20 protein-coding genes are annotated in these 17,821 nt (G+C 69.4%); 9 read left to right on the top strand and 11 right to left on the bottom strand.

Annotation, left to right across the window (positions count from 1 at the left end):
- Positions 1 to 212: 212 nt before the first annotated feature.
- Positions 213 to 647, bottom strand: a complete 435-nt coding sequence (locus tag ACTOQ3_RS38500; RefSeq protein ID WP_440088608.1) for a nuclear transport factor 2 family protein — start codon at positions 645 to 647, stop codon at positions 213 to 215.
- A 211-nt stretch (positions 648 to 858) separates the two neighbouring features.
- Between ACTOQ3_RS38500 and ACTOQ3_RS38495 the strand changes: the two genes are divergently transcribed.
- On the top strand, positions 859 to 1,470 hold the full coding sequence (locus tag ACTOQ3_RS38495; RefSeq protein WP_440088607.1) for a TetR/AcrR family transcriptional regulator: 612 nt from the start codon (positions 859 to 861) through the stop codon (positions 1,468 to 1,470).
- A gap of 130 nt (positions 1,471 to 1,600) precedes the next feature.
- Here ACTOQ3_RS38495 and ACTOQ3_RS38490 read toward each other — a convergent pair whose 3' ends face one another.
- Complete coding sequence (locus ACTOQ3_RS38490; RefSeq protein ID WP_440088606.1) at positions 1,601 to 2,068, bottom strand: Lrp/AsnC family transcriptional regulator; 468 nt, start codon at positions 2,066 to 2,068, stop codon at positions 1,601 to 1,603.
- Positions 2,069 to 2,199: 131 nt separating this feature from the next.
- On the opposite strand from ACTOQ3_RS38490, the gene ACTOQ3_RS38485 reads away from it, so the two are divergent.
- Entirely contained in the window at positions 2,200 to 3,087 is an 888-nt protein-coding gene (locus tag ACTOQ3_RS38485) for a phenylalanine 4-monooxygenase (RefSeq protein ID WP_440088604.1), read from the top strand.
- A gap of 155 nt (positions 3,088 to 3,242) precedes the next feature.
- Positions 3,243 to 4,244 (top strand): serine hydrolase, encoded by a 1,002-nt coding sequence (locus ACTOQ3_RS38480; RefSeq protein WP_440088603.1) that lies wholly within the window; start codon positions 3,243 to 3,245, stop codon positions 4,242 to 4,244.
- A gap of 34 nt (positions 4,245 to 4,278) precedes the next feature.
- Here ACTOQ3_RS38480 and ACTOQ3_RS38475 read toward each other — a convergent pair whose 3' ends face one another.
- The 6 genes from ACTOQ3_RS38475 to hisN all read right to left on the bottom strand — a co-directional run bounded on the left by ACTOQ3_RS38475 (position 4,279) and on the right by hisN (position 10,040).
- The gene (locus ACTOQ3_RS38475) at positions 4,279 to 4,998 is read right to left on the bottom strand and encodes a response regulator transcription factor (RefSeq protein WP_440088602.1); all 720 of its coding nucleotides are present in this window, start codon (positions 4,996 to 4,998) and stop codon (positions 4,279 to 4,281) included.
- Positions 4,999 to 5,018: 20 nt separating this feature from the next.
- Positions 5,019 to 5,846, bottom strand: coding sequence for a phosphate ABC transporter ATP-binding protein PstB (gene pstB / locus ACTOQ3_RS38470; protein WP_440073039.1), 828 nt, complete (start codon positions 5,844 to 5,846; stop codon positions 5,019 to 5,021).
- 29 nt (positions 5,847 to 5,875) lie between these two features.
- Positions 5,876 to 6,766, bottom strand: coding sequence for a phosphate ABC transporter permease PstA (gene pstA, locus ACTOQ3_RS38465; protein ID WP_440088601.1), 891 nt, complete (start codon positions 6,764 to 6,766; stop codon positions 5,876 to 5,878).
- The gene (pstC, locus tag ACTOQ3_RS38460) at positions 6,766 to 7,707 is read right to left on the bottom strand and encodes a phosphate ABC transporter permease subunit PstC (RefSeq protein WP_440088599.1); all 942 of its coding nucleotides are present in this window, start codon (positions 7,705 to 7,707) and stop codon (positions 6,766 to 6,768) included. Before pstC ends, pstA begins: the two co-directional genes overlap by 1 nt.
- Positions 7,707 to 8,717, bottom strand: a complete 1,011-nt coding sequence (locus ACTOQ3_RS38455) for a PstS family phosphate ABC transporter substrate-binding protein (RefSeq protein WP_440088598.1) — start codon at positions 8,715 to 8,717, stop codon at positions 7,707 to 7,709. The genes pstC and ACTOQ3_RS38455 overlap by 1 nt, the downstream gene beginning before the upstream one ends.
- 519 nt (positions 8,718 to 9,236) lie before the next feature.
- Positions 9,237 to 10,040, bottom strand: coding sequence for a histidinol-phosphatase (gene hisN, locus ACTOQ3_RS38450; RefSeq protein WP_440088597.1), 804 nt, complete (start codon positions 10,038 to 10,040; stop codon positions 9,237 to 9,239).
- Between the two features lie 139 nt (positions 10,041 to 10,179).
- Here hisN and ACTOQ3_RS38445 point away from each other — a divergent pair, with 139 nt between their 5' ends.
- Entirely contained in the window at positions 10,180 to 10,623 is a 444-nt protein-coding gene (locus tag ACTOQ3_RS38445; RefSeq protein WP_440073031.1) for a DUF4442 domain-containing protein, read from the top strand.
- 136 nt (positions 10,624 to 10,759) lie between these two features.
- On the opposite strand, the gene rsgA is transcribed toward ACTOQ3_RS38445, so the two are convergent.
- Positions 10,760 to 11,818, bottom strand: a complete 1,059-nt coding sequence (rsgA, locus tag ACTOQ3_RS38440; protein WP_440088611.1) for a ribosome small subunit-dependent GTPase A — start codon at positions 11,816 to 11,818, stop codon at positions 10,760 to 10,762.
- Between the two features lie 76 nt (positions 11,819 to 11,894).
- Complete coding sequence (gene aroA, locus ACTOQ3_RS38435) at positions 11,895 to 13,172, bottom strand: 3-phosphoshikimate 1-carboxyvinyltransferase (protein WP_440088595.1); 1,278 nt, start codon at positions 13,170 to 13,172, stop codon at positions 11,895 to 11,897.
- Between the two features lie 205 nt (positions 13,173 to 13,377).
- Here aroA and ACTOQ3_RS38430 point away from each other — a divergent pair, with 205 nt between their 5' ends.
- Together ACTOQ3_RS38430 and ACTOQ3_RS38425 are read left to right on the top strand one after the other, a co-directional pair.
- A complete protein-coding gene (locus tag ACTOQ3_RS38430; protein ID WP_440088594.1) occupies positions 13,378 to 14,115 on the top strand; it encodes an SOS response-associated peptidase in 738 nt (245 codons plus the stop codon).
- A 274-nt stretch (positions 14,116 to 14,389) separates the two neighbouring features.
- Complete coding sequence (locus tag ACTOQ3_RS38425) at positions 14,390 to 14,728, top strand: TraR/DksA family transcriptional regulator (protein WP_362697709.1); 339 nt, start codon at positions 14,390 to 14,392, stop codon at positions 14,726 to 14,728.
- A gap of 42 nt (positions 14,729 to 14,770) precedes the next feature.
- On the opposite strand, the gene ACTOQ3_RS38420 is transcribed toward ACTOQ3_RS38425, so the two are convergent.
- Positions 14,771 to 15,508, bottom strand: coding sequence for a class I SAM-dependent methyltransferase (locus ACTOQ3_RS38420; protein WP_440088593.1), 738 nt, complete (start codon positions 15,506 to 15,508; stop codon positions 14,771 to 14,773).
- Positions 15,509 to 15,796: 288 nt separating this feature from the next.
- Here ACTOQ3_RS38420 and ACTOQ3_RS38415 point away from each other — a divergent pair, with 288 nt between their 5' ends.
- The 3 genes from ACTOQ3_RS38415 (at position 15,797) to ACTOQ3_RS38405 (ending at position 17,729) form a co-directional block, all read left to right on the top strand.
- Positions 15,797 to 16,402 (top strand): sigma-70 family RNA polymerase sigma factor, encoded by a 606-nt coding sequence (locus tag ACTOQ3_RS38415; RefSeq protein ID WP_440088592.1) that lies wholly within the window; start codon positions 15,797 to 15,799, stop codon positions 16,400 to 16,402.
- A 64-nt stretch (positions 16,403 to 16,466) separates the two neighbouring features.
- Positions 16,467 to 16,733 (top strand): mycothiol system anti-sigma-R factor, encoded by a 267-nt coding sequence (gene rsrA, locus ACTOQ3_RS38410; RefSeq protein WP_440088590.1) that lies wholly within the window; start codon positions 16,467 to 16,469, stop codon positions 16,731 to 16,733.
- 51 nt (positions 16,734 to 16,784) lie between these two features.
- On the top strand, positions 16,785 to 17,729 hold the full coding sequence (locus ACTOQ3_RS38405) for an NAD-dependent epimerase/dehydratase family protein (protein ID WP_440088589.1): 945 nt from the start codon (positions 16,785 to 16,787) through the stop codon (positions 17,727 to 17,729).
- Positions 17,730 to 17,821 lie beyond the last annotated feature (92 nt).

Genomic DNA, 17,821 nt, shown 5'->3' with positions numbered 1-17,821 from the left:
CGGACAATCTTTTGAGGGCCTCCACCGTTGGTGGGGGCCCTCAGGCATGTCCGGACCCTTTTTCCGGCCTGTTCCCGCGGCCCTCTCCGGGACCTGCCGGCGACCCGTTCCGGGACCTGTCCGCCACCGCTTTCGGGGCCTGTTCGGGACTGTTTCCAGGCCGGCTCAGCGCCTTTTCCGGAGCCCTCCCCACGGCATTTCCGGGGCTTTCGTCAGGCTCCCGGCCGTCCCATGATCTCAATCATGGCCAGGGTGTTCTGGTATTCCCGCCAATTGACGATCTTCCCGTCCCGCACCCTGAGGACCCCGATGAAGGGGGAGGAGGCCTGGTGGCCAGTGGCGAGGACCCTGCCGGCGAGCTCGTATTCGACAACGATGACCTCGGGATCGGCGGTCTCGTGGACGACCACCTCACGGACCTCGTCCAAGGCGAACCGCCGGGCGAAGGCGGCCTGTTCAGGACCGGCGAAGAGTAGGAACGCGTCCTTTCCCTCATGCCTCCTGGGTCTGCCCGGTGGAGCGAAGGGGACTTCGATGACGGCGTCCTCGGCCAGCTCGCTCCCGAAGCCGCCGAGGTTCTCGAGCCAGTGGCGCCGTACGCGTTCGAACATCTCGCGAGGGCCGGGAGCGACGGTGGATTCGGTCATGGTGGATTCCCTTCGTGACGGACACTAAGATGAGTGGAAACTCATCTTTATGATCGTGAGTTGAGACTCACTTTGTCAACGCCGTAGCTCACATGCGGAGACGTCGTACTTCATCTCATGTGCGAGGCGCCGCCCTTCGCGGGCACCGACAGGCATGTGGGCACGGACAGGTGCGACAGGAAACACGACGGGAACAGGAAAGGCCGGCTGGATGACACCCACGAATTCTTCACCGGGCGGGACGGGTGACCCTGGGGACGCCAAGCCGTTGCGCGCGGACGCCCAGCGCAACCGGGAGCGCATCCTCGCCGCGGCGGAGGCCGTCTTCGCCGAGAAGGGCCCCTCCGCGTCGACCGAAGAGGTCGCCGTCCGTGCGGGGGTGGCCATCGGTACGGTCTTCAAGCACTTTCCGACCAAGCAGGCCCTGCTGCAGGCCATCATGAAGGGCCTCCTGGGCAGGCTGGACGGGGAGATGGCCGAGCTCGCCGCCGATGACGCTCCCGGGGAGGCGCTGTTCACCTTCGTCACCCGCATGGTCGAGCAGGCGGCGCGGAAGAGGACCGTCGTCGGTCTCCTGGCCGAGACAGGTGTCGATCTCCAGGTCGCGAGCTCGGTGCGGATGTTGCGTGAAGGGATCGAGACGCTCCTCGCTCGCTCCCAGGAGGCCGGTGCCGTCCGCGAGGACGTCCGTCTCGACGAGGTGATCGCCCTGCTCACCGGCATCTGCCAGGGGGCACTCCACGCGGGCTGGGATGGCGACCTGCAGCGTCGCACGCTGGCGATCGTCTTCGCCGGTCTCCGGACGCCTGAGGGCCGCCGATGACTCATGACGGCCCTCGACCGCGGGAGGCCGGCTGCGGGAGCTCGACTGGAGGAAGGCCCGCTCAAGGGATCCGCGTGACCCCCTACGAGGGAACCGCTGCGGAGACCGAAGGCCGTGGCCGTGGCCGGGGTCAGGTGCCGGAGGCGGCGCGGAGCAGGGGCTCGATCCGGTAGGGGATCTGGATGGAGAGGGCGATCGTGGTGTCCGTCCGCTGGACCGCGGGGGAGGCCAGGATTCGGGCGATGATCTCCTGGAGGTCGGGGGTGCTGCGGGCCACCACGCGGCAGAGCAGGTCCGCCTGGCCGCTGGTGCCGTACACCTCCAGGATCTCGGGAAGGGGTTCCAGGGCCCGCACGGCCTCGTCCAGGCGGCCTTGGGCGATCTGCAGCGAGACGAACGCGAGGATCGGGTATCCGGCGCCCTCGGGGGCCACGGTGGGACCGAAGTCGGCGACGACGCCGCGGGCGATCAGCTTCTCGACGCGGGCCTGCACGGTGCCCCGGGCCACGCCGAGCAGGCGGGCCAGCTCGGTCAGGCCGATACGCGGGTTGGCGCGCATGGTGATCAGGAGGCGGCCGTCCAGCTCGTCGATCGACATCTCCTCAGGATCCTGTCAGATTGGGCGATTCGACCAGCATAGACGAGGTGTCACCGTACGTTTCTGTGCGGATCGCCCAGTAGAACTGGCTGCTCTTGCCAACGTTTCCGGATATTGCTGTCATTTCATCTATGTTCGAGGAAGCACAGTACTTCGCACCGGTGGCGACCCGTGACGACGGCTCGATCGAGGTCGAGCTCGGCGCCGGTCACCCCGGTTTCGCCGACCCGGTCTACCGCGCACGCCGCAACGCGATCGCCGCGCTAGCGGTGGGGTACGTGCCCGGTACGCCGATCCCGACGGCCGAGTACACCGACCAGGAGCACGAGGTGTGGGCCCTGGTCAGCCGGGAGCTCGGCCTGAAACACCACAAGTACGCGACCGCCGAGTACCTGCGCGCGACCAAGCGGCTCGGGTTGCCCGCCGATCGCATCCCGCAGCTCCAGGAGGTCAGCGAGCTGCTGGCGCCGCTGACCGGGTTCCGCTACGTCCCGGCCGCCGGGCTGGTGCCGCTCAGGGACTTCTACGGTGTCCTGGCGGACGGGCTCTTCCATTCCACGCAGTACATCCGGCACCACTCCACGCCGCTGTACACGCCGGAGCCCGACGTGATCCACGAGGTGATCGGCCACGCCAACGCGCTGGCCTCCGACCGCTACTCGCGCCTGTACCGCCTGGCGGGGCAGGCGGCCCGGCGGGTCGAGGGCAAGGACGCGCTGGAGTTCATCTCGAAGATCTTCTGGTTCACGATGGAGTTCGGCGTGATGACGGACCAGGGCGAGTTGCGGGCGTACGGCGCGGGGATCCTGTCCTCGTACGGGGAGATCGAGGAGTTCCGGGGGATGGACATTCGCCCGCTGGACATCGCCGCCATGGGTACCACGCACTACGACATCACGAAATACCAGGACGTACTCTTCCGTGCGGAGTCGCTGGAGCACCTCGAGGACATCGTCGGGGACTTCTGGGCGACCTGCGATGACGAGAGTATCGCCCGGCTAATCGCGGACATTCGCTAAGAGCGGGCATCGGTTCGGCGGAATGTTCTATAGCGCACGCCCTGTTTCAGGCTAGATTCCGCTTGATCGTCTTATTGTTACGTGTTGCGGGATATATCCCGATCGTCACGTAATGGGGGAGACGGTTGGGGTGGATGATGAGAGCAAGGAAACGGGTGGCCGCGGCCGCCGTCCTGCTGGTCACCGCGCAGGCCACCGCCTGCAGCACGTGTCAGGGCCTGACGCCGGTGAGCATGCCGACACCGTCCCCCGCGCGGCAGGCGGCACCGGTCGTTCCGACGTCCGGAACGCCTCCTCCCGCGCCGTTCCTGGCCGCGGTCCCGGCGGTCCCGGCGCCCGTCTTCCCCGGCGCCGGGGCACCCCGGGAGCCCGGGCGGGTGCGGGCCGCCCACTCCCCGAAGATCCTCCCCAAGGAGCTCGGGCACAGCTTGGACGTGTTCCTCGCGAAGTACGGCGGCCGGACCGCCGCCTCGGTGTACGACCTGGGCACCGGCCGGCGCTACAGCTACCACCACACCCTGCAGCTCCCGTCGGCCAACACCTCCAAGGTGAGCATCCTGACGGCACTGCTGCTCGGTACGCGGTGGCGCGAGCTGGGTGAACGGGCCAAGACCGACGCGAAGAACATGATCCGCTTCAGCGACAACGAGGCGGCCGACCGGCTGTACCAGCGGATCGGGCTGGAGCCGGGCCTGGCCAGGGCGAACCGCAGGTTCGGCCTCAAGCGCACCTACACCCCCGGCAGGCGGTGCGTGGACCTGTACTGCTGGAGCGTCGCGCAGACCACCACCGAGGACCAGATCCGGCTCGTCAAGGCGCTGGCCACCGGTGAGAGCCCGCTGGCCCCCCTGGAGCGCCGCAAGGTGCTCGGGCTGATGGGGAGGGTGGCCCCCGAGCAGAAGTGGGGGATCAGCGCCGGGGCGTGCGGGAAGGACGAGGTGTCGCTGAAGAACGGCTGGCTGCGGCACGCGGCGAACGGGCGCTGGGCGGTCGCCAGCGCCGGGCTGATCCGCGGGCACGGGCACGACTACGCGGTGGCCGTCCTCACCGAGGACAGTCCGAGCATGGAGACCGGCATCGCCAGGATCGAGGGCGTGACCGAGCGCCTCATGAACGCCTTCAGGGGCGGGCGTGGCTGCGAGACGACCGCGAACTGAGCGGTCCGTGTGGAGCCGCAGGCTCGCGTACGTGTCACGCCGTCCTGTCGACCAGCCGGTAGCCCACTCCTCGTACGGTCTGGATCAGTCGGTCGTCGTTGTCGCCCAGGCGGGCACGGAGACGCTTGACGTGCACCGCGATGGTGTTGGTCGAGGTCGTCTCGGTGGAGTTCCAGACATGTCGCATGATCTGCTCCCGCGTCACCGTGCGGTGCGCGTTGCGCATCAGGTAGTGCAGCAGCTCGAACTCGCGCAGCGGCAGATGGACGATCCTGCCGTCGACCTTCACCTGGTAGGCGTTGACGTCCAGTTCCACCGGGCCGACCACGAGTGCCCTGCGGATTCCGGCCTCGCCGGTGAACGCGGCGTGGATCAGTGGCAGCAACTCGGGAACCCGGTACGGCCGGGCCACGCACGCGGTGGCTCCGGCCGTCAGCGCCTGGACGGCCTGCTGGGCATGCCCCTCGCCCACGCCCAGCAGGACGGGGATCGCCCGCGTCAATCGCACCGCGCGGACGAACTCCACCGCCCCTATGACCGGCAGCGAGGCGCTGACGAGAACGACGTCGGGGCGGCGCGCCCCGGCCTGCAACAGGGCCTGGGCGCCGTCGGTGACGCCCATGACCTGTACCCCTTCGCGTTCCAGGACGGCGGCCAGGTCGTGGACCATGGCCACCTCGGGATCGGCCACCAGCAGCATGGGCGCCGTTCGTGTGTCCCCGTCCACCTCTGGTGCCGTCTGCGGCTGGATCACCCGGATCCTCCAATATGGGTTTAGCCGAAGCGGCCGGTGATGTAGTCCTCGGTCCGCTTGTCAGTGGGGTTGGTGAAGATGCGGCTGGTCTCGTCGAACTCCACCAGGCGGCCGTGCCGCACGCCGGCCTCGTCAACCTCGGCGGTGAAGAAGGCCGTGCGGTCCGAGACGCGGGCGGCCTGCTGCATGTTGTGGGTGACGATGACGATCGTGTAGTCGCGCGTCAGCTCCTGCATCAGGTCTTCGATCTTGGTGGTCGCGATCGGGTCCAGGGCCGAGCAGGGCTCGTCCATCAGGATGACGTCGGGCTTCACCGCGATCGCCCGCGCGATGCACAGACGCTGCTGCTGTCCGCCGGACAGGGATAGCGCGTTCTGCTTGATCTTGTCCTTGACCTCGTCCCAGAGAGCCGCCTTGGTCAGCGCCTCCTCGACGATCTCGTCCATGTTGCCCTTGATCCCGTTGACCCGGGGACCGTAGGCGATGTTGTCGTAGATCGACTTGGGGAAGGGGTTCGGCTTCTGGAAGACCATGCCGATCCGGCGGCGGACCTCGATCGGGTCCACGTGGTCGCCGTAGAGGTTCTCGTCGTGGTACAGGATCTCGCCGGCCGCGCGGGCGCCGGGGATGAGGTCGTTCATCCGGTTGAAGCAGCGGAGCACCGTGCTCTTGCCGCAGCCGGACGGGCCGATCATGGCCGTGATCTCGCGGTTGCCGATGGTCAGGTTGACCCCGCGTACCGCCTCGTAGTCGCCGTAGAAGACGCTGAGGTTGGAGACGGTGAAGACCGGGTCGAGGGCTTCGATGGTGCGGGGGACTTCGGGGCCGCGCACGTTCACGTTCGGCACGGAAATTCCAATCTCGGACATTTCTTACCTCACCAGCGCTTCTGATAGCGGTTACGGAGCCAGATGGCGACGGAGTTCATCAGGAGCAGGATCGCCAGCAGGATCACGATCGCCGCCGCGGCGAGGATGGCGAACTCCTCCTGAGGACGGCTGATGAAGCTGTAGATCTGCAGGGGCAGGACGGTGAAACTGCTCCAGACGCCCTCGGGGTTGAACCGGACCAGCGTCGCGGCACCGAGCATCAGGAACGGGGCGGCCTCGCCGATCGCACGGGAGAGGGCCAGGATCGAGCCCGTCGCGATGCCCGGGATCGACGCCGGGAGCACCTGGCGGTAGATGGTCTGCCACTGGGTGGCGCCCAGCGCCAGCGAACCCTCGCGGATCGACGGCGGCACCGCGCGGATGGCCTCGCGGGCGGAGATGATCACGATGGGGAGGACGAGCAGCGAGATGGTGACCGCGCCGGTCATCACGGTGAAGCCGAACTGCATCCAGCGAGCGATGATCCCCAGGCCGAGGATGCCGTAGACGATCGAGGGAACGGCCGCCAGGTTGGAGATGTTCAGCTCGATCAGCTTGTTGTACCACTTGGTCCTGTCGGCGTACTCCTCAAGGTAGATCGCCGCGAGGATGCCGGTGGGCAGGGCCATGAGCGCGGTCAGCCCGATGATCCACAGGGTGCCGAAGATGCCCGACTGGATACCGGACGTCTCCGGGCGGCGGATCGAGGGCTGGTTCTCCCACAGCATCGAGTTGAGCCGGGGCCAGCCCTCCTCGACGACGTAGACCAGCAGCATGGCCAGGAACAAGAGGGCGATCGCGAGGCTGGCCAGCAGCGCGATGCGGAAGAGGTGTTCCTTGAGAGGGCGTCCCTTGCTCGCCAACTGCACGGCCGAGCGGGGGGTGGAGAGGATGGCCATCAGTCGTAGACCTCGCGATACTTCTGGACCATGCGGGCGCTGAGGTAGTTCATCGCGAAGGTGATCACGAAGAGCAGGGAACCCACCGCGAAGATGGTCTTGTAGGCGATCGAGCCGACAGAGGCGTCGCCGGAGCCGGCCTGGGCGATGAAGGCCGCCATCGTGGCCATCTCGTTGCCCGGGTAGAGCGTGAAGACGGACTTGAAACCGCCGGCGATCGCGACGATCATCGTCTCGCCCGCGGCCCGGGAGACCGCCAGGATGATGGCGGCGACGATGCCGGAGAACGCGGCGGGGACGACGACGCGTACCGAGGTGAGCATCTTGGAGGCGCCGAGGGCGTACGAGCCCTCGCGCAGGCCGTTGGGCACCGCGGCCATCGAGTCCTCCGACAGCGACGCGACGATCGGGATGATCATCACGCCGACCAGGAGGCCGGCGGCGAGCGCGTTCTTGCCGTCCAGGTCCAGGAAGGGGAAGACGTCCCTCAGCAGCGGGGTGACGAAGGTGAGGGCGAAGAAGCCGAAGACCACCGTCGGGACGCCCGCGAGGACCTCGAGCACCGGCTTGAAGATCTTGCGGGTCCGGTGGGAGGCGTACTCCGACAGGTAGATCGCGGCGGCCAGGCCGAGCGGTACGGCGACCACGACGGCGATCAGGGTGATCTCCAGGGTGGCGACGATGAGCGGCCACACGCCGAACGACGGCGGGTTGAACAGCGGCCCCCAGTTGGTGGAGCCGAAGAACTCCCCGAAGCTCACCGAACCGAAGAACTCGATGGTCGGTTCGAGGAGCGCGATGACGATGCCGATCGTGGTCGCCACCGACACCATCGCCGCGGCCAGGAGAACGGCCTTGATGACGAACTCGCCGTAACGCGGGCGCGACCGCGCCAGGGACCCCGGGGCCCCTGGAACGGTCGTGCGGTGCTGGGCCGACATCAGCCGGCGCTCTTCAGCGCGGTGATGTCAGCCTTGAGCTTGGCCTCCTGCTCGGAGTTGAGCGGGATGAACTTCGCGTCCTTGGCGATCGCGTTGATGTTGGCCGCGTAGTAGTCGAGGAAGGCCGCGACCTCGGGCCGCTTCACCGCGTCGGTGGAGGGGTAGACGAACAGCGGGCGGGCGAGCGGGGTGTACTTGCCGGCCTGGGCCGACTCGACGCTCGGGGCCACGCAGCCGCTGCCGGAGTCGATCTCCACGGCCTTCAGCTTCTCGGCGTTCTCCTCGAAGTAGGTGAAGCCGAAGTAGCCCAGGCCGCCCTTGGCGCCCTCGACACCGGTGACGATGTCGTTGTCGTTCTCGCTCGGGCTGTAGTCCTTGCGGCTGGCGCCCTCCTCACCGTTGATCTCGTCGGTGAAGTAGTCGAAGGTGCCGGAGTCGGTGCCGGGGCCGTAGAGCTTGAGCTCCTCGGCCGGGAACTTGGCGTCGACGTCCTTCCAGGTCTTGATCTTGCCCTCGGCCGCCGGCTCCCACATCTTCTTGAGCTGGTCGGTGGTGAGGCAGGTGACCCAGTCGTTCTCCTTGGGAACCACCACGGTCAGCGCGTCGACGGCCACCGTGAGCTCGGCGAACTTGACGCCCTTCGCGTCGCAGGCCGCCTTCTCCTCATCCTTGATCGCGCGGGAGGCGTTGGAGATGTCGGTCTCGCCGGCGCAGAACTTCTCGAAGCCACCGCCGGTGCCCGAGGTGCCGACCGGCACTTTCACCTGCGGCTGCTCCTCGCCGAAGAGCTCGGAGGCGGCCTGGGTGAGGGGCGCCACGGTGCTGGAACCGTCGATCTTGATCTCGCCGGTCAGGGCCGCGCCGGCACCCGCCTCGGCGGAGGACGCGCTGGTGGCGGCGGGGGTGCTGCCGTCACTGTTGGGCTTGGCGTCGCCACCACAAGCGGCCGCGAGCGATACGACGAGCGCGGCCGTCGCCACCGCGCTGAGGCGGCGCTGTCCACTGGTCACGGTATGTTCCTTCTCCGTAGTGAGATCTGTTCTCGATGCCTCCGATGAAAGTGGGGCAAAGTGAACGGAAATGAAACGAGCCATGACCGGGGCCGGAAGAGGTAGGCCCACGGATGTGAATACCGGAACTTAGACGGGATTTTACGCTCGGTTTCCGGTCCGGTAGGCCCGGTGGGCTGGGCCTCGGAGACTCCCTGGTCCGGGCGTGGCCCGGTGCGAGAGCCCTCCCGCCGGAACGTTCCCGTGTCCGGCCGCCGTCCTCGCGGACGTGCCGATGTGTTCACCTTCCCGACATCCGGCGGCAGGTAACGCGGCCGGATGTCCGGCGCGGCCCGGAACGGAGCCGCGCGTGGACGCTCCCGGGTGGGGGCAGGCCGGCGAGCGGGCGGGTGACAGGATCGCCGAGCGGGGTGGGCGAGGCCGTCAAGGGGCAGGTGAGAGGCCGCTGGGCGGGGACAGGGGCGGGTGACAGGCCTCTGGGCAGGGGGCGGAGCGGGTGACGGGTCGCTGGGCGGATCGCTAGGCAGGGAGGGTCAGCGGTCCGCTGCCGAGGCGTTTGAGGACCTCGCCGTGCAGGGGGCCGTTGCTGCACAGCAGGCTGCCGCCGTCGACGTCGGGCACGCCCGACAGGTCGGTCCAGATACCGCCCGCCTCCTCGACGATCACGGTCAGCGCCGCGATGTCCCAGGGGGAGAGCTCAGGTTCCGCCGACACGTCGGCCGCGCCCTCGGCGACCAGCATGTGCGACCAGAAGTCGCCGTAGGCGCGGCTACGCCAGACGGAGCGGTTCAGGTCGAGGAACGCGTCGAGCTTTCCGGCCTCCTCCCAGCCGCTGATGCTGGAGTAGGAGAACGAGGCGTCCTCGAGGTTGGTGACGGAGGAGACCTGGCACCGCGTGGCCTTGGTGAGGCTCTTGCCGGTCCAGGCGCCGCTGTCGCGGGCGGCCCACCAGCGGCGGCCGAGGGCGGGAGCGGAGACCAGGCCCACGACGACGCGGCCCTGATCCATCAGGGCGATGAGGGTGGCCCAGACGGGCACTCCGCGCACGTAGTTCTTGGTGCCGTCGATCGGGTCGATGATCCACGAGCGGTCGCCGTGGCCGCTCGCGCCGAACTCCTCGCCGATCACGGCGTCGCGCGGCCTGGCCCGGCCGAGTGCGGCGCGGATCGCCTCCTCGGCGGCCTGGTCGGCGTCGCTCACCGGTGTGAGGTCGGGTTTGGTCTCCACCCGCAGGTCCATGGACTTGAACCGGCGCATGGTCAGATCGTCGGCGGCGTCGGCCATGACATGCGCGAGGCGAAGATCGTCGTTGTAACCCGTCACGGGCGCCAACGCTATCGCGTCGACGGCCGAATGGCGGAGATCAGGGAGCAAGCGGAACAATCGTGTCGCGTCCCACCAGGCTCGGATACCGCGTGAAACATCCGTTGGCATCGGTGTTACTGGCGAGTAGCATTCCGGTATGACCTTTGACGTGGGTGAGTTCATGCTGCAGAGCGTCCCGTTCGCCAGGACGCTGGGTATCTCGTTCGACAAGGTGGAACCGGGCTTCGCCGTCGCCCGGATGGCCGACCGGGCCGATCTGCACAACCACGTGGGAGGCCCGCACGCAGGGGCCCTGTTCAGCGTCGCGGAGACGGCCTCCGGCGCGGCCATGATCTCCACCTTCGGCGACCAGCTGTCACGGGCCACCCCGCTGGCCAAGAGCGCGGCGATCCGCTATCTGAAGCTCGCGAAGGGCGAGGTCGTCGCGGAGGCCCGCCTCCGGGCCTCCCGCGAGGAGGTCGTGGCCACGCTGGACGCGGGAGAGCGCCCCGAGTTCGACGTCGCCGTCGAGATCAGGACCGCCGACGGCACCCTCGTGTCCGAGATGACCGTCGCCTGGGCCTTCCGGTTGAACCGCTGACGCCGTGTCGAACCGCCGATGCCCCACTGACGGCGACGGCAGCCCGGTGACGGCGACCTGGTGACGGCGCGTCGCGGCGAGCCTCGCCGGCCGTTCGTCCGCTTCGCCGAGCCTCGGTCCCGTCTCCGGCCTGCCCTCACGACTGGTCGTCGTCGGAGGCGCCCTCGCGGCTGGCGAGCAGGCGGCGCAGGGAGGCGAGCCGGGCCGGGTCGGCGTGCCCGGCCGCCACCCAGGCGTCCAGGGCGCACTCCTCGGAAAGGTGGTTGCAGCCCTTCGGACACTGGATGGTGCCCTCGATCAGGTCGGGGAAGCCCGCCAGGACCGTCTCCACCGAGACGTGGGCCAGCCCGAAGCTGCGCACTCCCGGGGTGTCGATGATCCAGCCGCCCTCCGGCAGTTCCAGGGCGACGGCCGACGTGGAGGTGTGACGACCCCGGCCGGTCACCGCGTTCACGTGGGAGACGGCCCGGTTGGCATCCGGCACCAGGGCGTTGACCAGCGTCGACTTGCCCACTCCCGAATGGCCGACGAGCACGCTGATCCGGCCCTTCAGGCGCTCTCGCACCTCTTCCAGGCCGCCCCCCTTCTGGACCACCACGTACGGCACCCCGAGAGGGTCGTACAGCGAGACCAGCTCGTCGGGTGAGGCGAGGTCGGACTTGGTGAGGCAGAGCATCGGGTCGATGTCGGCGTCGAAGGCCGCGACGAGCATCCGGTCGATCATGCGGGGCCGGGGCGGCGGGTCGGCCAGGGCCGTCACGATGACGAGCTGGTCGGCGTTGGCGACCACGGGACGCTCGATGCCGTCGGTGTTGTCGGTGTCGTCCGCGGAGCGGCGGAGCATGGAGGTGCGGGGCTCCACCCGCACGACGCGGGCCAGCGTGTCGGCCATGCCGGAGACGTCGCCCACCAGGGCCACCCGGTCGCCGACCACGATGCCCTTGCGGCCCAGCTCGCGCGCCTTCATGGCGACCACGACCCTGCCGCTCATCGCGGCGCCCTCCGCGTGGTCCTTCTTGCGGCGACGGCCCTTCTCACCCGCCGACTCGACCAGGCACGTGTAGCGGCCGCGGTCGACGGCCACCACGAACGCCGGGATCGCGTCCTCGTGGGCAGGGCGGATCCGGGTCCGGGGCCGGGATCCCTTCCCCGGCCTGACCCTGACGTCGTCCTCGTCGTACTCGCGCTTTCTCAGTTTCTCCGCCTTGTCCGGCCCGGTGTGCCCCCGAGAAGGGACGCGAGGCCTGTCGACCGTGCCGACCGGTCGCCCCTCACCGCACGCCGCGCAGCATGTCCGCCCACATGGAGGCGAACTCGGGGAGGGTCTTACCCGTGGTGGCGATGTCCTCCACCTCGACGCCGGGCACGGCCAGCCCGATCACCGCTCCGGCGGTGGCCATCCGGTGGTCGGCGTAGGAGTGGAACACCCCGCCGGTGAGCGGGCGGGGCCTGATCTCCAGGCCGTCCTCGGTCTCGTTCGCGTCGCCGCCGAGGCCGTTGATCTCGGCGACCAGGGCGGCCAGCCGGTCGGTCTCGTGCCCGCGGATGTGGGCGACGCCGCCGATCCTGCTGGGGGAGCTCGCGAGAGCGGCCAGCGCGGCGATCGTCGGGGTCAGCTCGGCCACGTCGCGCAGGTCCGCCTCGATGCCGCTGATCCGCCCGGTGCCGGTGACCGCCAGGCCCTCGGGCGTGTGCTCCACCGAGGCGCCCATGCCGGCCAGCAGCGTGCGGAGCTGGTCACCCGGCTGGGTCGTCCGCGCGGGCCAGTCGGGGATGGTGACCGTGCCGCCGGTCACCATGGCGGCGGACAGGAAGGGCGCCGCGTTGGACAGGTCGGGCTCCACCGTGAAGTCCCTCGCCCCGATGGGGCCGGGCTCGACCCGCCAGACGTCGGGCTCGGAGTCGTCCACCACGACGCCGAACTCGCGAAGCATCTGGACGGTCATCCGGATGTGCGGCTGCGAGGGGATCGGCGGGCCCTCGTGGCGTACCGTCACGCCCTTCTCGAAGCGCGCCGCCGCCAGCAGCAGGCCGGAGAGGAACTGCGACGAGCCGGACGCGTCGAGCCTGACCTCGCCGCCGGCCAGCGGTCCCCGCACCGTGAACGGCAGCGCGTCGCCCGTCACCTCGGCGCCGAGGGCGCGCAGCGCGCGCAGGATCGGGCCCATCGGGCGCTTGCGGGCGTGCGGATCGCCGTCGAAGAAGACCTCGCCCCTGGCCAGCGCCGCCATCGGCGGCACGAAGCGCATGACCGTGCCCGCCAGCCCCACGTCGATGCGGGCCCCGCCGGTGACGGGGCCGGGCGTGATCGCCCAGTCGACGCTGGAGGCGCTCTCGTTGGAGGGGACCATCGTCGCGCCCAGCGCCCGCAGCGCGTCCGCCATCAGGTCGGCGTCGCGGCTGCGCAGCGCCAGGCGTACCGTGCCGGGTCCCTCGGCCAGCGCGGCGAGCAGCAGCGCGCGGTTGGTCACGGACTTCGACCCGGGCAGGGGGACGGTCGCGCGGACGGGTTCGGTCGCGGTCGGCGCGGGCCACAGCGGAGCGGACATGGTCGAAAGCCTACCGTTGCCCGCCCCGCGCCGCCCTTCCGTGCCCGGGTGCGGAAGGGCGGCGCGATCGGTGAGGTGAGGAGCCGGGTAGGCCGGGTAAGGCGTCGTCACCGCGACACCCGGCGGCACCGCCGGGAGGGCGCGGCAAGATCGGAAAACGGGGTTGGGGACTCCCCGGTGCGTCGTGGCGTGGGAAAGTGGAGAGATGTGCGGAAGATACGCGTCTGCGCGGGCCAAGCAGGAGTTGCTGGAGGAGTTCCAGGTCGAGCTCGACGGAGCGGCCGACGAGGAACTCAGGCCCGACTACAACGTCGCGCCCACGAAACCGGTGTACGCGGTGATGAGCCGGGTGCCGAAGGCCGAACCGGAAGGCCGGCCGGTCAGGCAGCTTCGCGTGGTCCGCTGGGGGCTGGTCCCTGCCTGGGCGAAGGACCCGTCCATCGGCTCGAAGATGATCAACGCGCGGGTGGAGACGGTGGCGGAGAAGCCCGCCTACCGCAAGGCGTTCGCCGAGCGCAGGTGCCTGATCCCGGCCGACGGCTACTACGAGTGGGTCGTGCTGGACGAGAAGGACGCCAAGGGGAAGCCGAAGAAGCAGCCCTACTTCGTCCGCCCCGCCGACGGTGGCGTGATGGCGATGGCGGGACTGTACGAGTTCTGGCGGGACCGGGGCCGGGACGACGACGACCCGCTCTCCTGGCTGGTGACCTGCACGATCATCACGACCGACGCCGTGGACGAGGCGGGCAGGGTCCACGACCGGATGCCGATGCTGATCGAGCGCGACCGCTGGGGCGAGTGGCTCGACCCCGGGGTGCCCGACGCGCAGGGGTTCCTGATCCCGGCGGGCTCCACGGGACTGGAGATCCATCCGGTCTCCACCGCCGTCAACTCGGTGCGCAACAACAGCCCGGAGCTCGTCGAGCCGATGAAGGAGGCGTAGGGCGACGGCCGGGCGCTTCTTCGGGAGCGCCGGGTGATTCGAGGCCGCGGGCGAGGGCGGCGGCCACGCCCTTTCCGAAAGCGCCGGGTGATCCGGTGTAAAACTTTCGCCAAGTGGGCATCCGGTGAGGAAAGCGATTCCTCGTGGCGGAGTGGCGTATCAGTGCGATGACGAGGTCACGAGATCGCCGTCACAGAGCCCCCTTTTTTTGCGCCTGACGGGAGAGCCGGGGATCCCCACACAGGCCGCCCCGGCTTCCCGGAGGTGCGGATTCGTGGATGTCGCGACCGCGCGCGAGCGCCTGAAGAGCATGCTCGCCGAACTCGACCGGTCCATCGGAGTGCTTCGCGGGGACTCCCCCGCCGTACGGGAACGGGATCGGTCCCCGGCCGACGCCGGCTCCGACCTGACCGACTCCGATCGCAACCGGGCCCTGCTGGAGGTGGCCACCCGGCACCGGCGCTCGGTGCTGGAGGCGCTCAGACGGATGGACGAGGGAGGTTACGGCCTCTGCGCGGACTGCGGGGCGCCGGTCCCCGAGAGCAGGCTGGAGGCGCGGCCGGAGGCGGCCCGCTGCGTGCCGTGCCAGTCCCGGCGCGAGCGCAGGCGCTGAGCCCGCCCGGTGGCCGCGCCCCAGGGGTGCGGCCACCGGGCCTCAGGGGCGCCGGGCGCTGGCCACCAGGTGGATGCCCACCGTGTCGTCGTCGTCCGGGTGGGCGTCCAGCTCCGTGTTGACCAGCCAGGCGAGCGCCCGGGAGTCGGAGGCGAGCACGTGGTCGACCGTGGAGGGGGACAGCACCGTGCGGGGTCGTATCCACTCGACCTCAAGTCCGGCGTCGGTGAGCAGCTCGCGCAGCTGGGCGCTGCTGAAGCACCGGGTGATGCTGCCGTCGGGCCAGGGCACGAGCATGACCTCGCCGGTCTGGCGCAGATGGGCCCAGTAGTTCTGCTCGGCGAGTATCGCCATCCCCAGCACCAGGGAGTCGACGCAGACCAGCGCCCGGCCGCCGGGACGCAGGACCCTGGCGACGTCGCCGATCGCGGATTCGGCCATCAGCTCCACCGACATCGCCCGCTCCTCGGCGAGCACGGCGTCCACGCTGCAGTCGGGCAGGAAACGCAGGTCGTCGGCGCGTACCTGGCTGACCTTGGAGATGTCGTGCAGCGGCTGACCGTTCGTGGGCCTGCGGAAGTCGACCACCTCGATCACCCGGTGTCCCGCCTTCGCCGCCTGGACGGCCCAGCGGCCGTCGCCGCAGGACATGTCGAGGACGGTGGACGGGGTTTCCGGCAGCCATCGGCTCAGTTGCTCGGCCACGACCGCGTGGTAAAAGGTCCAGTACGGCCCGAGCGCACCTGAGCCGTTCAGCTCTTCGGCCGGGATGGGCAGCACAAGCAGCTCCTGGCGTCGGGAGGATCCGGTGGTCTTTCAACTACCTACCGGTACGTACCTTCTTTTTCCCCGTACCGGGTCGTTCGTCACCTTCTATCTTGCGGGAACAGATGGCAGTGCGGGTGTGTTGCAAGCGGACAACGCACGATCCTTTCGGAGGTTGGCAAGCAGATGCTCGCCTTGATCGAACCCGTCACCCGCCCCGGTGATCGGCCTATCCCTGACGAGCGGGTATTCTCCGCTCAGTACGGTGTCCCGCGTCAGCAGGACTCCGGCGATCTTAAGGGGGTGGGTCAGGTCCCTGCGACAGACGAGGAGACTCTGGAGCAGCGGAGCACACGGTTCGAGCGGGATGTCATGCCCTATCTCGACCAGCTCTACTCCGCCGCGCTTCGGATGACCCGGAACCCCGCGGACGCCGAGGACCTTCTTCAGGAGACCTTCGCGAAGGCCTTCGCGTCCTTTCACCAGTTCCAGCAAGGCACGAACCTCAAGGCCTGGCTTTACCGGATCCTGACGAACACTTTCATCAACAGTTACCGCAAGAAGCAGCGGGAGCCCAAGCAGTCGGGCACCGAGGAGATCGAGGACTGGCAGCTGGCCAGGGCCGAGTCGCACACCTCGGCCGGGCTGAAGTCGGCGGAGATCGAGGCGCTCGAACACCTCCCCGACACCGACGTGAAGCGGGCGCTGGCCGCGCTCCCCGAGGAGTTCCGCATCGCGGTCTACCTCGCCGACGTCGAGGGCTTCCCGTACAAGGAGATCGCCGACATCATGGGGACCCCCATCGGGACCGTGATGTCGCGGCTGCACCGTGGCCGCCGCCAGCTGCGGACCCAACTTGAGGACTACGCCCGCGAGCGTGGCCTGGTTCCCGCGGAGGGTGCGAAGTGAACGAGCGAGACAGGAAAGACGAGCCCGCCGGCACGGGCTCCCTGCCCCGGGGCCGGGTGATCGCATGAGCTGCGGCGACCACCACGACACCGACTGTCGCGAGGTCCTGGACAAGGTCTACACCTACCTGGACGGCGAGCTCGACGAGGGCAACTGCGCCGACATCCGCGAGCACCTGGACGAGTGCCACCCCTGCCTGGAGGAGTACGGCCTGGAGCAGGTCGTCAAGCAACTCGTCGCCAAGCACTGCGGCTGTGACCAGGCCTCGGCCGACCTGCGGGCCAAGGTGCTCAGCCGTATCGACCAGGTGCGCTCCGAACTGGCTCGCTGACCTCCTAGGATCTCTCGTACGGCCTTGGCCATACGACGATGGGGGTTCACCATGCGCATACTCGTGACCGGCGGGGCGGGATTCATCGGATCCACCCTCGTCGACCGGCTGCTGGCCGACGGGCACGAGGTCGCGGTCGTGGACGACCTGTCGGGCGGCGACCGGGGCAACCTGGCCCGCGCCGCGGAGAGTCCCCTGTTCGCCCTGCACGTGATGGACATCCGTGACCCGGCCCTGATCGGCCTGGCCGCCGAGTGGAGGCCCGAGGTCGTCTGCCATCTCGCCGCGCAGATCAGCGTGCGCAAGAGCGTGGCCGACCCGGTCCACGACGCCCGGCTCAACGTCGAGGGCACCGCGTCGGTCCTGACGGCGGCCCACCACGGAGGCACCCGCAAGGTCGTCTTCGCCTCCTCGGTCGCGGTGTACGGCAGGCCCGCGGTCATCCCGGTCCCCGGCGGCGCGGCGACCGACCCGCGCTCCCCGTACGCCGCCTCCAAGCTGAGCGCGGAGACCTACCTGGCCACGTTCAAGGCGCTGCACGGCATCGACTACACCACGCTGGTGCTCTCCAACGTCTACGGCCCGCGCCAGTCGCCCGACGGCGAGGCGGGGGTGGTCGCCATCTTCACCGACGCGCTGCTCAACGGCACCCCCACGGTGGTGTACGGCGACGGCTCCCAGACTCGCGACTACATCTTCGTCGACGACGTGGTGGACGGTTTCGCCCGCGCCTGCGGCACCGAGGGCGGCGGCGGCCGTTTCAACCTGGGCACCGGCGTCCAGACCACCGACCGGAGGCTGCACTCCCTGGTCGCGGAGGCGGCCGGTGTCGCCGACGCGCCGGGCGAGGCTCCCACCCGCCTGGGCGATCTCCCCGCGATGGCCGTCGACCCGGCCCCCGCGTTCGAGGGGATCGGCTGGCGTCCCCAGACGGATCTGGCCGTCGGGCTGAAGAGCACCGTCGACTGGGCGAGGACCAGGCTCGCGAGCCTGTGACGGCGCAGGCCACCGAGGCGCCCCTGGGCGGGCCCGGGCATCGATGGCGGCCGGTGATTGCTTGATTACGCTTTGCTTGCGATTGGTCGTCT

The organism is Streptosporangium sp. LJ11, from assembly GCF_051918945.1.
Taxonomy (GTDB): Bacteria; Actinomycetota; Actinomycetes; order Streptosporangiales; family Streptosporangiaceae; genus Streptosporangium.
Note: the sequence above shows the minus strand (reverse complement) of the source record. Positions and strands in the feature narration are given on the sequence as shown.